The organism is Staphylococcus sp. HMSC36A10 (assembly GCF_001838845.1).
GTDB lineage: Bacteria > Bacillota > Bacilli > Staphylococcales > Staphylococcaceae > Staphylococcus > Staphylococcus aureus.
Genome location: NZ_KV839122.1, coordinates 207,048 through 225,734, shown reverse-complemented (window position 1 = coordinate 225,734; position 18,687 = coordinate 207,048). Strand labels below are relative to the sequence as shown.

Genomic DNA, 18,687 nt, shown 5'->3' with positions numbered 1-18,687 from the left:
AATGCAGTAAAATTAATCGAGAGGTGCCATTTTGAAGACAGGTCGAATAGTGAAATCAATTAGTGGGGTATATCAAGTAGACGTTAATGGCGAACGTTTCAATACAAAACCACGAGGATTATTTAGAAAGAAAAAATTTTCACCGGTAGTTGGTGATATAGTGGAATTTGAAGTTCAAAACATTAACGAAGGCTATATTCATCAAGTGTTTGAGCGGAAAAATGAGTTGAAAAGACCACCTGTAAGTAATATAGATACACTAGTAATTGTAATGAGTGCTGTCGAGCCAAATTTTTCAACGCAATTATTAGATCGATTTTTAGTTATTGCACATTCGTATCAGTTAAATGCGAGAATTTTGGTGACTAAAAAAGATAAAACACCAATTGAAAAGCAGTTCGAAATTAATGAGTTGTTGAAAATATATGAAAATATTGGCTATGAGACTGAATTTATTGGAAATGATGATGATCGAAAAAAAATTGTAGAAGCTTGGCCAGCTGGACTTATAGTACTTAGTGGTCAATCAGGTGTCGGTAAGTCCACTTTCTTAAATCATTATCGTCCAGAACTTAATCTTGAGACAAATGATATATCAAAATCATTAAATCGAGGAAAGCATACTACAAGACATGTCGAACTATTCGAACGTCAAAACGGTTATATTGCAGACACACCTGGATTCAGTGCTTTAGATTTTGATCATATAGATAAAGATGAAATAAAAGATTATTTTCTTGAATTAAATCGATATGGTGAAACATGTAAGTTTAGAAATTGTAATCATATCAAAGAACCTAATTGTAATGTTAAGCATCAATTAGAGATAGGGAATATTGCGCAATTTAGATACGACCATTATTTACAACTATTTAATGAAATTTCAAATAGAAAGGTTAGATATTAAATGACAAAACTATATCCATCATTATTATCTGTTGATTTTTTGGATTTACAACATGAATTAAAACGACTTGAAGAAGCAGGTGTCGACGGAGTTCATTTTGATGTTATGGATGGTCAATTTGTGCCTAATATATCTATTGGTTTACCAATATTAGATGCAGTAAGAAAAGGCACAACATTACCTATAGACGTACATTTGATGATTGAAAATCCAGAAAAGTATATTGCATCATTTGCAGAACATGGTGCCGATATGATTTCAATTCATGTCGAATCAACGCCTCATATTCATCGTGCTATTCAAATGATTAAACATTTAGATAAAAAAGCTGGTGTAGTAATTAATCCTGGTACACCAATATCACAAATTGAACCTATTTTAGACATTGTTGATTATGTACTAGTGATGACAGTTAACCCAGGGTTTGGTGGTCAATCATTTATTGATCAATGCGTAGAAAAAATAGCGGGTCTTAATGCTATTAAAATGGAACGTCAATTAAACTTTGATATTGAAGTTGATGGAGGCGTAAATACCGATACAGCGAAAGTTTGTGTTGAAAATGGTGCTACAATGCTAGTAACAGGTTCATTTTTCTTTAAACAAGAGGATTATAAAAAAGTCACACAAGCATTGAAAGGTTGAGTGTATATGCATATAAATTTATTATGTTCTGATCGACACTTGCCGCAAGATATTTGGGCCAAAAGTAATGAAGGTAAATGGGGCGGCGTTGATAGAGGTGCTTTGATTTTATTGAAGCATCAAATTATCCCTTTTTTCTCAGTGGGAGACTTTGATTCAGTCAGTAAAGAAGAACGCCAACTTCTAACAGAACAGTTACAAATCAAACCAGTTCAAGCTGAAAAAGCTGATACGGATTTAGCTTTAGCGGTTGATAAAGCTGTTGCACTTGGATTTGATAGTATTACAATTTATGGTGCAACAGGCGGACGATTAGATCACTTTTTTGGGGCAATTCAGTTATTATTGAAAAAAGCATATTATAAACATGATGTTCATATAGAAGTTATCGATCAACAAAATAAAATTGAATTATTGCCTAAAGGTCAACATACAGTTGAAAAAGATAAGAGTTATCCGTACATTTCATTTATACCGATGACTGATGATGTAGAACTTTCTCTAGCAGGTTTTAAATATAATTTAGCTAGACAAATGCTTAATATAGGTTCTACTTTAACTATTTCAAATGAAATTGAGTCTTTGCAAGCGAAAGTAACTGTACATGATGGGTTGATTTTGCAAATTAGAAGTACAGATTTAAATTAAGTATATTCAAATTTGTGAGGATTTTTAATAAAGTGCATGAGTTATTTAATAAAGTGACGTTTATAGATAGAATTTATAACATAATAATAGATGAATCACGCTGTAATTAATGAAGATTATGGCGTGATTTATTATTGAAAGGAAAATTGTAGGTCCTAGTACATTGATTTATGTGCCAAAATCGATATTGAACCCATAAGTCCAATTTGACAGAGAACCATTATTAAACGTATTAACCAAATTATATTGATAGTTCGAATTTCACTATGAACCATTATGTATTGTTTGGTAACAAAAAAAGAACTAAGAGATTGAGCTCTTAGTTCTTAAGTAAATGTGTCCTCCACATAAGGTCACATTTTTTATGTGCAATATATTTATTAAACTCTAGTTACTTTACCAGATTTTAAAGCACGTGCAGAAACCCAAACTTTTTTAGGTTTACCGTCAACTAGGATTCTAACTTTTTGAAGGTTAGCGTTCCATCTACGTTTAGTAGAGTTTAAAGCGTGTGAACGTCTGTTACCAGTCGAAGCTTTACGACCTGTTACGAAACATTGTTTACCCATATGAGTACCTCCTTTAATAAATATAAATACACATAACTACTTATATACTTAATTAAGATAGCATAGTTTCATTTGAAAAACAATGAATAATTTTCACATAAAAGTCAAAAATACTGAGTTTTGTGATATAATTGTAGACTGTGAAGTTATGTAGTATGATATTTTAGAGAAATAAGTGAATGAAACATTTAAAATTTTTATTTAATGATACTACATCTATTAAAAGAAAACGCCTATAGATAATCGTCATGAGTGTAAATTCAGTTTACTCAAAATATAATAGGTGATTTAAGCGTAAGTCATTCTGATAAGTTGTACCATTGATATTTTATAAAAATAATCAATGAAACTTAAAGCGTTTATGACTACACTAAGTGGTAAAATTTTAAAAGTGATTAGGGAAAACGAATAATAAACTTTGAAATTTAGGAGGGACAAAGATATGACATTAGAGATTTCAAATGATTACGGTAAAATTGATATTTCAAACGAAGTGATTGCTTCGGTTGTAGGTGGAAAGGCCGTTGAATGTTATGGTATTGTAGGTATGGCATCTAGACAACAAGTTAGAGATGGTATTGCGGAAATACTAGGACATGAAAATTATGCTAAAGGCATCAAAGTAACTGAAAATAATGGCGTAGTGGATATAGATATGTACATTATTGTAAGTTACGGTGTGAAAATATCTGAAGTTGCCAATAATGTACAATCAACAGTGAAATATACTTTGGAAAAATCACTTAATGTATCAGTAAATTCAATCAATATATATGTACAAGGTGTACGTGTGAATAATACAGGCAAGAAAGCTTAGGAGGACAACTTGAAATGATTAGCAAAATTAATGGTAAATTATTTGCCGATATGATTATACAAGGGGCACAAAATTTATCTAACAATGCAGATTTGGTAGATTCTTTGAATGTGTATCCAGTGCCAGATGGTGATACAGGAACAAATATGAATCTTACTATGACTTCAGGTCGCGAAGAAGTAGAGAATAATTTGTCGAAAAATATCGGCGAATTAGGTAAAACATTCTCGAAAGGTTTACTAATGGGTGCAAGAGGTAACTCTGGTGTCATCTTGTCACAATTATTCAGAGGATTTTGTAAAAATATTGAAAGTGAATCTGAAATTAATTCAAAATTGTTAGCTGAAAGTTTTCAAGCTGGTGTTGAAACGGCATATAAAGCTGTTATGAAACCAGTTGAAGGTACAATACTTACAGTTGCAAAAGATGCTGCGCAAGCTGCAATAGAAAAAGCAAATAATACTGAAGATTGTATAGAATTAATGGAGTACATTATTGTAAAAGCCAATGAATCACTTGAAAACACACCAAACTTATTAGCTGTACTTAAAGAAGTTGGTGTTGTTGATAGTGGCGGTAAAGGTTTGTTATGCGTTTACGAAGGATTCTTAAAAGCGCTTAAAGGTGAAAAAGTTGAAGCCAAAGTTGCAAAGATAGATAAAGATGAATTTGTACATGATGAACATGATTTCCATGGTGTAATTAATACTGAAGATATTATTTATGGCTATTGTACTGAAATGATGGTTCGTTTTGGAAAGAATAAAAAAGCCTTTGATGAACAAGAATTCAGGCAAGATATGAGTCAATTTGGTGATTCTTTATTAGTCATTAATGATGAAGAAATTGTGAAAGTTCACGTGCATACCGAATACCCAGGTAAAGTGTTTAATTATGGTCAACAATATGGTGAATTAATTAAACTTAAGGTTGAAAATATGAGAGAACAGCACCGTGAAGTGATTCGAAAAGAACAGCACACAGCTAAACCGAAAATGGAAACGGTTGAAACAGCAATTATTACTATTTCTATGGGTGAAGGTATTTCAGAGATATTCAAATCAATGGGTGCCACACATATCATTAGTGGTGGACAAACGATGAATCCTTCTACAGAAGATATCGTTAAAGTCATTGAACAATCAAAATGTAAACGTGCAATTATTTTACCGAATAATAAAAATATTTTAATGGCAAGTGAACAAGCAGCGAGTATTGTTGATGCAGAAGCAGTTGTTATTCCAACGAAATCTATTCCTCAAGGTATAAGCGCACTATTCCAATATGATGTGGACGCAACACTTGAAGAAAATAAAGCGCAAATGGCTGATTCAGTAAATAACGTTAAATCTGGTTCATTAACGTACGCTGTTCGTGATACGAAAATTGATGGCGTTGAGATTAAAAAAGACGCGTTTATGGGCTTGATTGAAGATAAGATTGTAAGCAGCCAAAGTGATCAATTAACAACGGTTACTGAGTTGTTAAATGAGATGTTAGCAGAAGATAGTGAAATATTGACTGTGATTATTGGTCAAGATGCAGAGCAAGCAGTTACAGATAACATGATAAACTGGATCGAAGAGCAATATCCAGATGTAGAAGTGGAAGTTCATGAAGGTGGACAACCAATTTATCAATATTTCTTTTCAGTAGAATAAAAATTTAAAATAAAAAACTACCAATGATAAATCATCAGTTGGTAGTTTTTTATTTTGCTATTTTAGTGATATTGCGGGTTAAAAGTATCGTTCTCGAGTTGCTAACAATGTCATGTTCAACTTAGTCATGATAAAATAAATAACATACTAAATGATACGTAAAATCAAATAAAACATAGGTGATTTATTTTGGCTAAAGTAAACTTAATAGAAAGTCCATATTCTCTTTTACAATTAAAAGGTATAGGTCCTAAGAAAATAGAAGTATTGCAACAACTAAATATTCATACAGTGGAAGATCTTGTTCTTTATTTGCCAACTAGATATGAAGATAATACAGTGATTGATTTGAATCAAGCAGAAGATCAATCTAACGTTACGATAGAAGGACAAGTATATACAGCTCCAGTAGTTGCATTTTTTGGAAGAAATAAATCAAAATTAACCGTTCATTTAATGGTAAATAATATTGCTGTCAAATGTATTTTTTTCAATCAACCGTATTTAAAAAAGAAAATCGAATTAAATCAAACTATAACTGTTAAAGGTAAGTGGAATAGGGTTAAACAGGAAATTACTGGTAATAGGGTTTTCTTTAATTCACAAGGGACACAAACTCAAGAAAACGCAGATGTTCAATTAGAACCAGTCTATCGTATTAAGGAAGGTATTAAACAAAAGCAAATACGAGACCAAATTAGACAAGCGTTAAATGATGTGACAATTCATGAATGGTTAACTGATGAACTAAGAGAAAAATATAAATTAGAGACCTTGGACTTTACTTTGAACACATTACATCATCCTAAAAGTAAAGAGGATTTATTACGTGCTCGTAGAACCTATGCATTTACTGAACTGTTTTTATTCGAATTACGTATGCAATGGCTAAATAGATTAGAAAAGTCATCTGACGAAGCAATTGAAATTGATTATGACATAGACCAAGTTAAATCATTTATTAATCGTTTACCTTTTGAACTAACTGAAGCACAGAAATCCAGTGTTAATGAAATTTTTAGAGATTTAAAAGCACCAATACGTATGCATCGATTACTTCAAGGTGATGTAGGTTCAGGAAAAACAGTAGTTGCTGCAATTTGTATGTATGCGTTAAAAACGGCTGGTTATCAATCAGCATTGATGGTACCAACTGAAATTTTAGCAGAGCAACATGCTGAAAGTTTAATGGCTTTATTTGGAGATTCTATGAACGTTGCATTGTTAACTGGGTCAGTAAAAGGTAAGAAACGAAAGATACTTTTAGAACAACTTGAAAATGGTACGATTGATTGTTTAATTGGAACCCATGCTTTGATTCAAGATGATGTGATTTTCCATAATGTTGGTTTAGTAATTACAGATGAACAACATCGATTTGGTGTGAATCAACGCCAGCTTTTAAGAGAAAAAGGTGCAATGACGAATGTGTTATTTATGACAGCAACGCCGATACCAAGAACACTAGCAATATCAGTTTTTGGTGAGATGGATGTGTCTTCAATTAAACAATTACCAAAAGGTCGTAAACCTATTATTACTACTTGGGCAAAGCATGAGCAATACGATAAAGTTTTGATGCAAATGACCTCAGAGTTGAAAAAAGGTCGTCAAGCATATGTCATTTGCCCGCTAATAGAAAGTTCTGAGCATCTCGAAGATGTTCAAAATGTTGTCGCATTGTACGAGTCTTTACAACAGTATTATGGTGTTTCCCGTGTAGGGTTATTGCATGGTAAGTTATCTGCTGATGAAAAAGATGAGGTCATGCAAAAGTTTAGTAATCATGAGATAGATGTTTTAGTTTCTACTACTGTTGTTGAAGTAGGTGTTAATGTACCGAATGCAACTTTTATGATGATTTATGATGCGGATCGCTTTGGATTATCAACTTTACATCAGTTACGCGGTCGTGTAGGTAGAAGTGACCAGCAAAGTTACTGTGTTTTAATTGCATCCCCTAAAACAGAAACAGGAATTGAAAGAATGACAATTATGACACAAACAACGGATGGATTTGAATTGAGTGAACGAGACTTAGAAATGCGTGGTCCTGGAGATTTCTTTGGTGTTAAACAAAGTGGGTTGCCAGATTTCTTAGTTGCCAATTTAGTTGAAGATTATCGTATGTTAGAAGTTGCTCGTGATGAAGCAGCTGAACTTATTCAATCTGGCGTATTCTTTGAAAATACGTATCAACATTTACGTCATTTTGTTGAAGAAAATTTATTACATCGCAGTTTTGACTAATTACCATGCTGATTTGTCAATTTGAGTGCAACACTTCGTTAATTGAGTGATATGACACTTGAACTATTTAAATGTAAAGTGGTATTTTAACAATTTATAAATTTCCGACTAAATAATAGCTAAATAATACAGTTATTTGTTGAGTCGGTTAAATAGAAAGTGTTATGATATGTGAGGAATGTTTAAGACTAGGTACTAAAAAATGAGGGGTGAGACGTTGAAACTAAAGAAAGATAAACGTAGAGAAGCAATCAGACAACAAATTGATAGCAATCCCTTCATCACAGACCATGAACTAAGCGACTTATTTCAAGTGAGTATACAAACAATTCGTTTAGATCGCACTTATTTAAACATACCAGAATTAAGGAAGCGTATTAAATTAGTTGCTGAAAAGAATTATGACCAAATAAGTTCTATTGAAGAACAAGAATTTATTGGTGATTTGATTCAAGTCAATCCAAATGTTAAAGCGCAATCAATTTTAGATATTACATCGGATTCTGTTTTTCATAAAACTGGAATTGCGCGTGGTCATGTGCTGTTTGCTCAGGCAAATTCGTTATGTGTTGCGCTAATTAAGCAACCAACAGTTTTAACTCATGAGAGTAGCATTCAATTTATTGAAAAAGTAAAATTAAATGATACGGTAAGAGCAGAAGCACGAGTTGTAAATCAAACTGCAAAACATTATTACGTCGAAGTAAAGTCATATGTTAAACATACATTAGTTTTCAAAGGAAATTTTAAAATGTTTTATGATAAGCGAGGATAAAATTATGGTTAAATTAGCAATTGATATGATGGGTGGCGACAATGCGCCTGATATCGTATTAGAAGCCGTACAAAAGGCTGTTGAAGACTTTAAAGATCTAGAAATTATACTTTTCGGTGACGAAAAAAAGTATAATCTGAACCATGAACGAATCGAATTTAGACATTGTTCTGAAAAGATTGAAATGGAAGATGAGCCTGTTAGAGCGATTAAACGTAAAAAAGATAGCTCAATGGTAAAAATGGCTGAAGCTGTGAAATCTGGTGAAGCAGATGGATGTGTGTCAGCAGGTAATACTGGTGCTTTAATGTCAGCTGGTTTATTCATTGTTGGACGTATTAAAGGTGTAGCTAGACCGGCTTTAGTAGTAACATTGCCAACGATTGATGGAAAAGGTTTTGTCTTTTTAGACGTTGGTGCAAATGCTGATGCTAAACCTGAACACTTATTACAGTATGCGCAACTAGGGGATATTTATGCTCAAAAAATTAGAGGTATTGATAATCCGAAAATCTCATTATTAAATATAGGTACCGAGCCAGCTAAAGGTAATAGTTTAACGAAAAAATCATTTGAGTTATTAAATCAAGATCATTCATTGAATTTTGTTGGGAATATTGAAGCGAAGACATTAATGGATGGCGATACAGATGTTGTAGTTACCGATGGCTATACTGGGAACATGGTCCTTAAAAATTTAGAAGGTACTGCAAAATCAATCGGTAAAATGTTAAAAGATACGATTATGAGTAGTACTAAAAATAAATTAGCAGGTGCAATATTGAAGAAAGATTTAGCAGAATTCGCTAAAAAGATGGATTACTCAGAATACGGTGGTTCAGTATTATTAGGATTGGAAGGTACTGTAGTTAAAGCACACGGTAGTTCAAATGCTAAAGCTTTTTATTCTGCAATTAGACAAGCGAAAATCGCAGGAGAACAAAATATTGTACAAACAATGAAAGAGACTGTAGGTGAATCAAATGAGTAAAACAGCAATTATTTTTCCGGGACAAGGTGCCCAAAAAGTTGGTATGGCACAAGATTTGTTTAACAACAATGATCAAGCAACTGAAATTTTAACTTCAGCAGCAAACACGTTAGACTTTGATATTTTAGAGACAATGTTTACTGATGAAGAAGGTAAATTGGGTGAAACTGAAAACACGCAACCAGCTTTATTGACGCATAGTTCGGCATTATTAGCAGCGCTAAAAAATTTGAATCCTGATTTTACTATGGGGCATAGTTTAGGTGAATATTCAAGTTTAGTTGCAGCTGACGTATTATCATTTGAAGATGCAGTTAAAATTGTTAGAAAACGTGGTCAATTAATGGCGCAAGCATTTCCTACTGGTGTAGGAAGCATGGCTGCAGTATTGGGCTTAGATTTTGATAAAGTCGATGAAATTTGTAAGTCATTATCATCTGATGACAAAATAATTGAACCAGCAAACATTAATTGCCCAGGTCAAATTGTTGTTTCAGGTCACAAAGCTTTAATTGATGAGCTAGTAGAAAAAGGTAAATCATTAGGTGCAAAACGTGTCATGCCTATAGCAGTATCTGGGCCATTCCATTCATCGCTAATGAAAGTGATTGAAGAAGATTTTTCAAGTTATATTAATCAATTTGAATGGCGTGATGCTAAGTTTCCTGTAGTTCAAAATGTAAATGCGCAAGGTGAAACTGACAAAGAAGTAATTAAATCTAATATGGTCAAGCAATTATATTCACCAGTACAATTCATTAACTCAACAGAATGGCTAATAGACCAAGGTGTTGATCATTTTATTGAAATTGGTCCTGGAAAAGTTTTATCTGGCTTAATTAAAAAAATAAATAGAGATGTTAAGTTAACATCAATTCAAACTTTAGAAGATGTGAAAGGATGGAATGAAAATGACTAAGAGTGCTTTAGTAACAGGTGCATCAAGAGGAATTGGACGTAGTATTGCGTTACAATTAGCAGAAGAAGGATATAATGTAGCAGTAAACTATGCAGGCAGCAAAGAGAAAGCTGAAGCAGTAGTCGAAGAAATCAAAGCTAAAGGTGTTGACAGTTTTGCGATTCAAGCAAATGTTGCCGATGCTGATGAAGTTAAAGCAATGATTAAAGAAGTAGTTAGCCAATTTGGTTCTTTAGATGTTTTAGTAAATAATGCAGGTATTACTCGCGATAATTTATTAATGCGTATGAAAGAACAAGAGTGGGATGATGTTATTGACACAAACTTAAAAGGTGTATTTAACTGTATCCAAAAAGCAACACCACAAATGTTAAGACAACGTAGTGGTGCTATCATCAATTTATCAAGTGTTGTTGGAGCAGTAGGTAATCCGGGACAAGCAAACTATGTTGCAACAAAAGCAGGTGTTATTGGTTTAACTAAATCTGCGGCGCGTGAATTAGCATCTCGTGGTATCACTGTAAATGCAGTTGCACCTGGTTTTATTGTTTCTGATATGACAGATGCTTTAAGTGATGAGCTTAAAGAACAAATGTTGACTCAAATTCCGTTAGCACGTTTTGGTCAAGACACAGATATTGCTAATACAGTAGCGTTCTTAGCATCAGACAAAGCAAAATATATTACAGGTCAAACAATCCATGTAAATGGTGGAATGTACATGTAATATATTTGAGCTAAAGCTCCAGATAAAGACGTAGTAATCAATAAATTGATAACTGATAAGCGGAACGCCTGAGCTAAAGCTAATTGACGCAGTGGTTGACTGGTCATCCAATGGAGAATTGCCTGACCTAGTCAACTTTGCGGGGGAAATTCTAAGCAACCTAGATAAGGTTCGAGAATTTCTCCCTAAGAAACACTAATCAATAAATTGATAAGAAGATTAGAGGAACGCTTGAGCTAAAGCTCATGTATAAGAAACACTAATCAATAAATTGATAAGAAGATTAGAGGAACGCCTGAGCTAAAGCTCATGCATAAGAAACACTAATCAATAAATTGATAAGTGTTTCTAAAATTTCTACTTGTTTTTTAGAATTTAAAATGGGAAAATATAATAGTCTATGTATAGGCATTTTTAAAGGAGGTGAATCGACGTGGAAAATTTCGATAAAGTAAAAGATATCATCGTTGACCGTTTAGGTGTAGACGCTGATAAAGTAACTGAAGATGCATCTTTCAAAGATGATTTAGGCGCTGACTCACTTGATATCGCTGAATTAGTAATGGAATTAGAAGACGAGTTTGGTACTGAAATTCCTGATGAAGAAGCTGAAAAAATCAACACTGTTGGTGATGCTGTTAAATTTATTAACAGTCTTGAAAAATAATAAATCTTACATCTGGGTCGTCAGTATTGTCGACTCAGTTTTTTTCTTTAATTATCAATAGTTTTAACGTAAAATTAAAGATGATTCAAGAGCAACACATAAAGGAGATAAAATAATGTCTAAACAAAAGAAAAGTGAGATAGTTAATCGTTTTAGAAAGCGCTTTGATACTAAAATGACAGAGTTAGGCTTTACTTATCAAAATATTGATTTATACCAACAAGCATTTTCGCATTCGAGTTTTATTAATGATTTTAATATGAATCGTTTAGACCATAATGAGCGTTTAGAGTTTTTGGGTGATGCGGTATTAGAATTGACGGTTTCACGATATTTATTTGATAAACATCCCAACTTGCCAGAAGGGAATTTAACAAAAATGCGTGCCACTATTGTATGTGAGCCCTCACTTGTAATATTTGCGAATAAAATTGGATTGAACGAAATGATTTTACTTGGTAAAGGTGAAGAGAAAACAGGGGGACGTACAAGACCATCATTAATATCAGATGCATTCGAAGCATTTATTGGGGCATTGTATTTGGATCAAGGACTAGATATAGTTTGGAAATTTGCTGAGAAAGTTATTTTCCCACATGTAGAACAAAATGAGTTATTAGGCGTGGTAGATTTTAAAACACAATTCCAAGAATATGTGCACCAGCAAAATAAAGGTGATGTAACCTATAATTTAATAAAAGAAGAGGGACCGGCACATCATCGTCTATTCACTTCAGAAGTTATTCTGCAAGGGGAAGCAATAGCTGAAGGTAAAGGGAAAACGAAAAAAGAATCAGAACAACGTGCTGCTGAAAGTGCCTATAAGCAATTAAAACAAATTAAATAGAAATTTATATGATACGACATATAGGTGTTCGATTTAGGATTTAAGGAAGAATTTTTAATATTTTATGGAACAACTTCGAAATTTAATATACAAATACTAAAATATCGTTTACATGTGTTCTTTAAAATTGTGATAAGGAGTTTAGGATGGTTTATTTAAAATCAATAGATGCCATTGGATTTAAGTCTTTTGCAGATCAAACCAATGTTCAATTCGATAAAGGTGTAACTGCAATTGTTGGTCCAAATGGAAGCGGTAAAAGTAATATTACAGATGCTATTAAATGGGTGTTGGGTGAACAATCGGCTAAATCATTACGTGGCTCAAAAATGGAAGATATTATCTTCTCAGGTGCAGAACATCGCAAAGCTCAAAATTATGCTGAAGTACAGTTAAGATTAGATAATCATTCTAAAAAGCTCAGTGTTGATGAAAACGAAGTTATTGTAACAAGAAGATTGTATCGAAGTGGTGAAAGTGAGTACTACATAAATAATGACCGTGCAAGATTAAAAGATATTGCCGATTTATTTTTAGATTCTGGATTGGGAAAAGAAGCATATAGCATTATCTCGCAAGGTAGAGTTGATGAAATACTAAATGCTAAACCAATTGATAGACGTCAAATTATTGAAGAATCGGCTGGTGTACTTAAATATAAAAAACGTAAAGCTGAATCATTAAATAAACTTGACCAAACAGAAGATAATTTAACGAGAGTAGAAGACATTTTATATGATTTGGAAGGTCGTGTAGAACCTCTAAAAGAGGAGGCAGCTATAGCTAAAGAATATAAGACACTTTCACATCAAATGAAACATAGTGACATTGTAGTTACAGTGCACGATATTGATCAATATACAAATGACAATAGACAATTAGATCAACGTTTAAATGATTTACAAGGCCAACAAGCAAATAAAGAAGCTGACAAACAACGTTTAAGCCAACAAATTCAACAATATAAAGGTAAACGTCATCAACTTGATAATGATGTTGAATCGCTTAATTATCAATTAGTAAAAGCTACGGAAGCCTTTGAAAAATATACGGGACAATTAAATGTTTTAGAAGAACGTAAGAAAAATCAATCTGAAACAAATGCACGATATGAAGAAGAACAAGAAAATTTAATGGAGCTTTTAGAAAATATATCAAATGAGATTTCTGAAGCTCAAGATACTTATAAGTCTCTGAAAAGTAAACAAAAAGAACTCAATGCTGTCATTCGTGAACTTGAAGAACAACTTTATGTTTCAGACGAAGCACATGATGAAAAATTGGAAGAAATTAAAAACGAATACTATACATTAATGTCAGAGCAATCAGATGTTAACAATGATATTCGTTTTTTAAAGCATACTATAGAAGAGAATGAGGCTAAAAAATCAAGACTAGATTCTCGATTAGTTGAAGTTTTTGAGCAATTGAAAGATATTCAGGGTCAAATAAAAACGACAAAAAAAGAATATCAACAGACCAACAAAGAACTTTCTGCTGTAGATAAAGAAATTAAAAATATAGAAAAAGATCTCACTGATACAAAAAAAGCACAAAATGAATACGAAGAGAAATTGTATCAAGCATATCGATATACCGAAAAAATGAAAACACGTATTGATAGTTTGGCAACGCAAGAGGAAGAATATACTTATTTTTTCAATGGCGTCAAACATATTTTGAAAGCTAAAAATAAAGAATTAAAGGGTATTCATGGTGCAGTTGCGGAAATTATTGATGTGCCATCTAAATTAACTCAGGCAATTGAAACAGCATTAGGTGCTTCATTACAACATGTCATTGTAGATTCAGAAAAAGATGGACGCCAGGCTATTCAATTTTTAAAAGAACGTAATTTAGGTCGTGCGACGTTTTTACCATTAAATGTTATACAGAGTAGAGTGGTAGCGACTGATATTAAGTCTATTGCTAAAGAGGCAAACGGATTTATTAGTATTGCTTCGGAAGCAGTTAAAGTAGCACCAGAATATCAAAATATTATCGGGAATTTATTAGGTAATACGATTATCGTTGATCATTTAAAGCATGCAAATGAATTGGCACGTGCGATTAAATATCGAACTCGTATTGTTACTTTGGAAGGTGATATTGTAAATCCTGGTGGTTCTATGACTGGTGGTGGCGCTCGTAAGTCAAAAAGTATTCTGTCTCAAAAAGACGAGTTGACAACAATGAGACACCAATTAGAAGATTACTTGCGTCAAACAGAATCATTTGAACAACAATTTAAAGAGTTGAAGATAAAAAGTGATCAATTAAGTGAACTGTATTTTGAAAAAAGTCAAAAGCATAATACACTTAAAGAGCAAGTGCATCATTTTGAAATGGAGCTCGATAGATTAACTACACAAGAAACACAAATAAAAAATGATCATGAAGAATTCGAATTTGAAAAAAATGATGGTTATACGAGTGACAAAAGTCGACAAACTTTGAGTGAAAAAGAAACTCATCTAGAAAGTATTAAAGCATCTTTAAAACGACTAGAAGATGAAATTGAACGCTACACAAAACTTTCTAAAGAAGGTAAGGAAAGCGTTACTAAAACACAACAAACCTTACATCAGAAACAATCTGATCTTGCTGTGGTTAAAGAGCGTATTAAAACACAACAACAGACAATTGATCGATTAAATAATCAAAGTCAACAAACTAAACATCAATTAAAAGATGTTAAAGAAAAAATTGCATTCTTTAATTCGGATGAAGTGATGGGCGAACAAGCTTTTCAAAATATTAAAGATCAAATTAATGGTCAACAAGAAACGAGAACACGCTTATCTGATGAATTAGATAAATTGAAACAACAACGTATTGAGTTGAATGAACAAATCGATGCGCAAGAAGCTAAACTACAAGTTTGTCACCAAGATATTTTAGCTATCGAAAATCACTACCAAGATATTAAAGCTGAACAATCAAAGCTAGATGTATTAATTCATCATGCGATAGATCATTTAAATGATGAATATCAATTGACTGTTGAACGTGCGAAATCTGAATATACGAGTGATGAATCGATTGACGCATTACGTAAAAAAGTTAAGTTAATGAAGATGTCGATTGATGAACTAGGTCCTGTAAACTTAAATGCAATTGAACAATTTGAAGAGTTAAATGAACGTTATACATTTTTAAGTGAACAACGTACAGATCTTCGTAAAGCTAAAGAAACATTAGAGCAAATTATAAGTGAAATGGATCAAGAGGTTACTGAAAGATTTAAAGAAACTTTCCATGCTATTCAAGGACATTTTACAGCTGTGTTCAAACAATTGTTTGGTGGAGGCGATGCAGAATTGCAATTAACTGAAGCCGATTATTTAACAGCTGGTATTGATATTGTGGTACAACCACCGGGTAAAAAATTGCAACATTTATCGTTACTGAGTGGTGGTGAGCGTGCATTAACTGCTATTGCTTTACTATTTGCAATTTTAAAAGTAAGATCTGCACCTTTTGTTATATTAGATGAGGTTGAAGCTGCACTAGATGAAGCAAATGTTATTAGATACGCAAAATATTTAAATGAGTTATCAGACGAAACACAATTCATTGTTATTACACACCGTAAAGGAACAATGGAATTTGCAGATAGGTTATACGGTGTAACAATGCAAGAATCAGGTGTTACTAAACTTGTGAGTGTGAATTTAAATACAATAGATGATGTGTTGAAGGAGGAGCAATAATGAGCTTTTTTAAACGCTTAAAAGATAAGTTTGCAACAAATAAAGAAAATGAAGAAGTTAAATCCTTAACAGAAGAACAAGGTCAAGACAAATTAGAAGATACACATTCTGAAGGTTCAACGCAGGACGTAAATGATTTAGCAGAAAATGCTGAAGTGAAAAAGAAGCCACGCAAGTTGAGTGAAGCGGATTTTGATGACGATGGCTTAATATCAATTGAAGATTTTGAAGAAATTGAAGCTCAAAAAATGGGGGCTAAATTTAAAGCAGGACTCGAAAAATCTCGTCAAAATTTCCAAGAACAATTAAATAATTTGATAGCGAGATATCGTAAAGTAGATGAAGACTTTTTTGAAGCTTTAGAAGAAATGTTAATCACTGCAGACGTCGGTTTTAATACAGTGATGACGTTAACTGAAGAATTACGTATGGAAGCACAACGACGTAATATTCAAGATACTGAAGATTTGCGTGAAGTCATTGTTGAAAAAATCGTAGAGATTTACCATCAAGAAGATGATAATTCAGAAGCTATGAACTTAGAAGATGGTCGTTTAAATGTCATTTTAATGGTCGGTGTGAATGGTGTTGGTAAAACAACAACAATTGGAAAATTAGCTTACCGATATAAAATGGAAGGTAAAAAAGTAATGTTAGCTGCGGGCGATACTTTTAGAGCGGGTGCTATTGATCAATTGAAAGTTTGGGGCGAACGTGTTGGTGTAGACGTAATTAGCCAAAGTGAAGGTTCTGATCCAGCTGCTGTTATGTATGATGCGATTAATGCCGCTAAAAACAAAGGTGTTGATATTTTAATCTGTGATACCGCTGGACGTTTACAAAATAAAACAAATCTAATGCAAGAATTAGAAAAAGTTAAGCGTGTAATTAATCGAGCAGTGCCAGATGCGCCTCATGAAGCATTACTATGTTTAGATGCTACAACTGGTCAGAATGCGTTGTCACAAGCTAGAAACTTTAAAGAAGTAACAAATGTTACAGGTATTGTATTAACGAAATTAGATGGTACAGCCAAAGGTGGTATCGTATTAGCCATTCGTAATGAATTGCACATTCCAGTTAAATATGTAGGTTTAGGTGAGCAATTAGATGACTTACAACCATTTAACCCTGAAAGTTATGTCTACGGCTTATTCGCTGATATGATTGAACAAAATGAAGAAATAACAACAGTTGAAAATGATCAAATTGTAACAGAAGAAAAGGACGATAATCATGGGTCAAAATGATTTAGTTAAAACGTTACGAATGAATTATTTGTTTGATTTTTATCAATCCTTATTGACGAATAAACAACGTAATTATTTGGAATTATTTTATCTCGAAGATTATTCTTTAAGTGAAATCGCAGATACTTTTAATGTGAGTAGACAAGCAGTTTATGATAATATAAGAAGAACTGGCGATTTAGTTGAAGATTATGAAAAGAAATTGGAATTATACCAGAAATTTGAGCAACGCCGAGAAATATATGATGAAATGAAACAACATTTAAGTAATCCAGAACAAATACAACGTTATATTCAACAATTAGAAGACTTAGAATAGATATAAATTGAGGGAGGACATCGATATGGCATTTGAAGGCTTATCAGAACGCCTGCAAGCGACGATGCAAAAAATGCGTGGTAAGGGTAAACTTACTGAAGCTGATATAAAGATAATGATGCGTGAAGTAAGATTAGCGTTACTTGAGGCTGACGTAAACTTTAAAGTGGTAAAAGAATTTATTAAAACAGTATCAGAACGCGCATTAGGTTCCGATGTAATGCAATCATTAACACCAGGGCAACAAGTTATTAAAATAGTTCAAGATGAATTAACGCAGTTGATGGGTGGAGAAAATACGTCGATTAATATGTCAAATAAACCACCTACTGTTGTTATGATGGTTGGTTTACAAGGTGCTGGTAAAACAACAACTGCAGGTAAATTAGCATTATTGATGCGTAAAAAATACAACAAAAAACCTATGTTAGTTGCAGCAGATATTTATCGTCCAGCAGCGATAAATCAATTACAAACAGTAGGGAAACAAATTGATATTCCTGTATACAGTGAAGGAGATCAAGTAAAGCCACAACAAATTGTAACTAATGCATTAAAACATGCTAAAGAAGAACATTTAGACTTTGTAATCATTGATACAGCAGGTCGATTACACATCGATGAAGCATTGATGAACGAATTAAAAGAAGTAAAAGACATTGCTAAACCAAACGAAATTATGTTAGTTGTCGATTCAATGACGGGTCAAGATGCTGTCAATGTTGCAGAATCTTTTGACGATCAACTTGATGTCACAGGTGTTACCTTAACTAAATTAGATGGTGATACACGTGGTGGTGCAGCTTTATCTATTCGTTCGGTGACACAAAAACCAATTAAATTTGTTGGTATGAGTGAAAAGTTAGATGGTTTAGAGCTATTCCATCCTGAACGTATGGCATCACGTATTTTAGGTATGGGTGATGTGTTAAGTTTAATTGAAAAAGCGCAACAAGATGTGGATCAAGAAAAAGCAAAAGAT

At 32.9% G+C, this 18,687-nt stretch carries 17 protein-coding genes; 16 read left to right on the top strand and 1 reads right to left on the bottom strand.

Annotated elements, in window-relative coordinates:
- Positions 1-31 precede the first annotated feature (31 nt).
- Genes rsgA through HMPREF3247_RS10185 form a run of 3 tightly spaced genes read left to right on the top strand, consistent with a single transcriptional unit; the run spans position 32 to position 2,200 of the window.
- Positions 32-907 carry a ribosome small subunit-dependent GTPase A gene (rsgA, locus tag HMPREF3247_RS10195; protein ID WP_000847935.1) on the top strand — a complete coding sequence of 292 codons (876 nt, stop codon included), beginning with the start codon at positions 32-34 and terminating at the stop codon, positions 905-907.
- Positions 908-1,552, top strand: coding sequence for a ribulose-phosphate 3-epimerase (gene rpe, locus HMPREF3247_RS10190; protein WP_000164332.1), 645 nt, complete (start codon positions 908-910; stop codon positions 1,550-1,552).
- A 6-nt stretch (positions 1,553-1,558) separates the two neighbouring features.
- Complete coding sequence (locus HMPREF3247_RS10185; RefSeq protein ID WP_000547905.1) at positions 1,559-2,200, top strand: thiamine diphosphokinase; 642 nt, start codon at positions 1,559-1,561, stop codon at positions 2,198-2,200.
- Between the two features lie 380 nt (positions 2,201-2,580).
- Here HMPREF3247_RS10185 and rpmB read toward each other — a convergent pair whose 3' ends face one another.
- Entirely contained in the window at positions 2,581-2,769 is a 189-nt protein-coding gene (rpmB, locus tag HMPREF3247_RS10180; RefSeq protein ID WP_000517908.1) for a 50S ribosomal protein L28, read from the bottom strand.
- 442 nt (positions 2,770-3,211) lie between these two features.
- Between rpmB and HMPREF3247_RS10175 the strand changes: the two genes are divergently transcribed.
- The 13 genes from HMPREF3247_RS10175 to ffh form a co-directional block, all read left to right on the top strand.
- Positions 3,212-3,586 carry an Asp23/Gls24 family envelope stress response protein gene (locus HMPREF3247_RS10175; RefSeq protein WP_000171418.1) on the top strand — a complete coding sequence of 125 codons (375 nt, stop codon included), beginning with the start codon at positions 3,212-3,214 and terminating at the stop codon, positions 3,584-3,586.
- 14 nt (positions 3,587-3,600) lie between these two features.
- Positions 3,601-5,247 carry a fatty acid kinase catalytic subunit FakA gene (gene fakA / locus HMPREF3247_RS10170; protein ID WP_000623903.1) on the top strand — a complete coding sequence of 549 codons (1,647 nt, stop codon included), beginning with the start codon at positions 3,601-3,603 and terminating at the stop codon, positions 5,245-5,247.
- A 189-nt stretch (positions 5,248-5,436) separates the two neighbouring features.
- Positions 5,437-7,497, top strand: a complete 2,061-nt coding sequence (gene recG, locus HMPREF3247_RS10165; protein WP_001151501.1) for an ATP-dependent DNA helicase RecG — start codon at positions 5,437-5,439, stop codon at positions 7,495-7,497.
- A 202-nt stretch (positions 7,498-7,699) separates the two neighbouring features.
- On the top strand, positions 7,700-8,272 hold the full coding sequence (gene fapR, locus HMPREF3247_RS10160; RefSeq protein ID WP_001548538.1) for a transcription factor FapR: 573 nt from the start codon (positions 7,700-7,702) through the stop codon (positions 8,270-8,272).
- Between the two features lie 4 nt (positions 8,273-8,276).
- A complete protein-coding gene (gene plsX, locus HMPREF3247_RS10155; protein ID WP_000239742.1) occupies positions 8,277-9,263 on the top strand; it encodes a phosphate acyltransferase PlsX in 987 nt (328 codons plus the stop codon).
- The gene (gene fabD, locus HMPREF3247_RS10150) at positions 9,256-10,182 is read left to right on the top strand and encodes an ACP S-malonyltransferase (protein ID WP_000047347.1); all 927 of its coding nucleotides are present in this window, start codon (positions 9,256-9,258) and stop codon (positions 10,180-10,182) included. The genes plsX and fabD overlap by 8 nt, the downstream gene beginning before the upstream one ends.
- A complete protein-coding gene (gene fabG / locus HMPREF3247_RS10145) occupies positions 10,175-10,909 on the top strand; it encodes a 3-oxoacyl-[acyl-carrier-protein] reductase (protein WP_000167269.1) in 735 nt (244 codons plus the stop codon). Before fabD ends, fabG begins: the two co-directional genes overlap by 8 nt.
- Positions 10,910-11,342: 433 nt before the next feature.
- Entirely contained in the window at positions 11,343-11,576 is a 234-nt protein-coding gene (locus HMPREF3247_RS10135; protein WP_000426914.1) for an acyl carrier protein, read from the top strand.
- A 115-nt stretch (positions 11,577-11,691) separates the two neighbouring features.
- Complete coding sequence (rnc, locus tag HMPREF3247_RS10130; protein WP_000043237.1) at positions 11,692-12,423, top strand: ribonuclease III; 732 nt, start codon at positions 11,692-11,694, stop codon at positions 12,421-12,423.
- Positions 12,424-12,569: 146 nt separating this feature from the next.
- A complete protein-coding gene (gene smc / locus HMPREF3247_RS10125; RefSeq protein ID WP_000262696.1) occupies positions 12,570-16,136 on the top strand; it encodes a chromosome segregation protein SMC in 3,567 nt (1,188 codons plus the stop codon).
- Positions 16,136-17,386, top strand: coding sequence for a signal recognition particle-docking protein FtsY (gene ftsY, locus HMPREF3247_RS10120; RefSeq protein ID WP_000007687.1), 1,251 nt, complete (start codon positions 16,136-16,138; stop codon positions 17,384-17,386). Before smc ends, ftsY begins: the two co-directional genes overlap by 1 nt.
- Entirely contained in the window at positions 17,373-17,705 is a 333-nt protein-coding gene (locus HMPREF3247_RS10115) for a putative DNA-binding protein (RefSeq protein ID WP_000531320.1), read from the top strand. Before ftsY ends, HMPREF3247_RS10115 begins: the two co-directional genes overlap by 14 nt.
- Positions 17,706-17,730: 25 nt before the next feature.
- Positions 17,731-18,687: signal recognition particle protein (ffh, locus tag HMPREF3247_RS10110; protein WP_048517947.1), on the top strand; the 957-nt coding region annotated here is incomplete at its 3' end.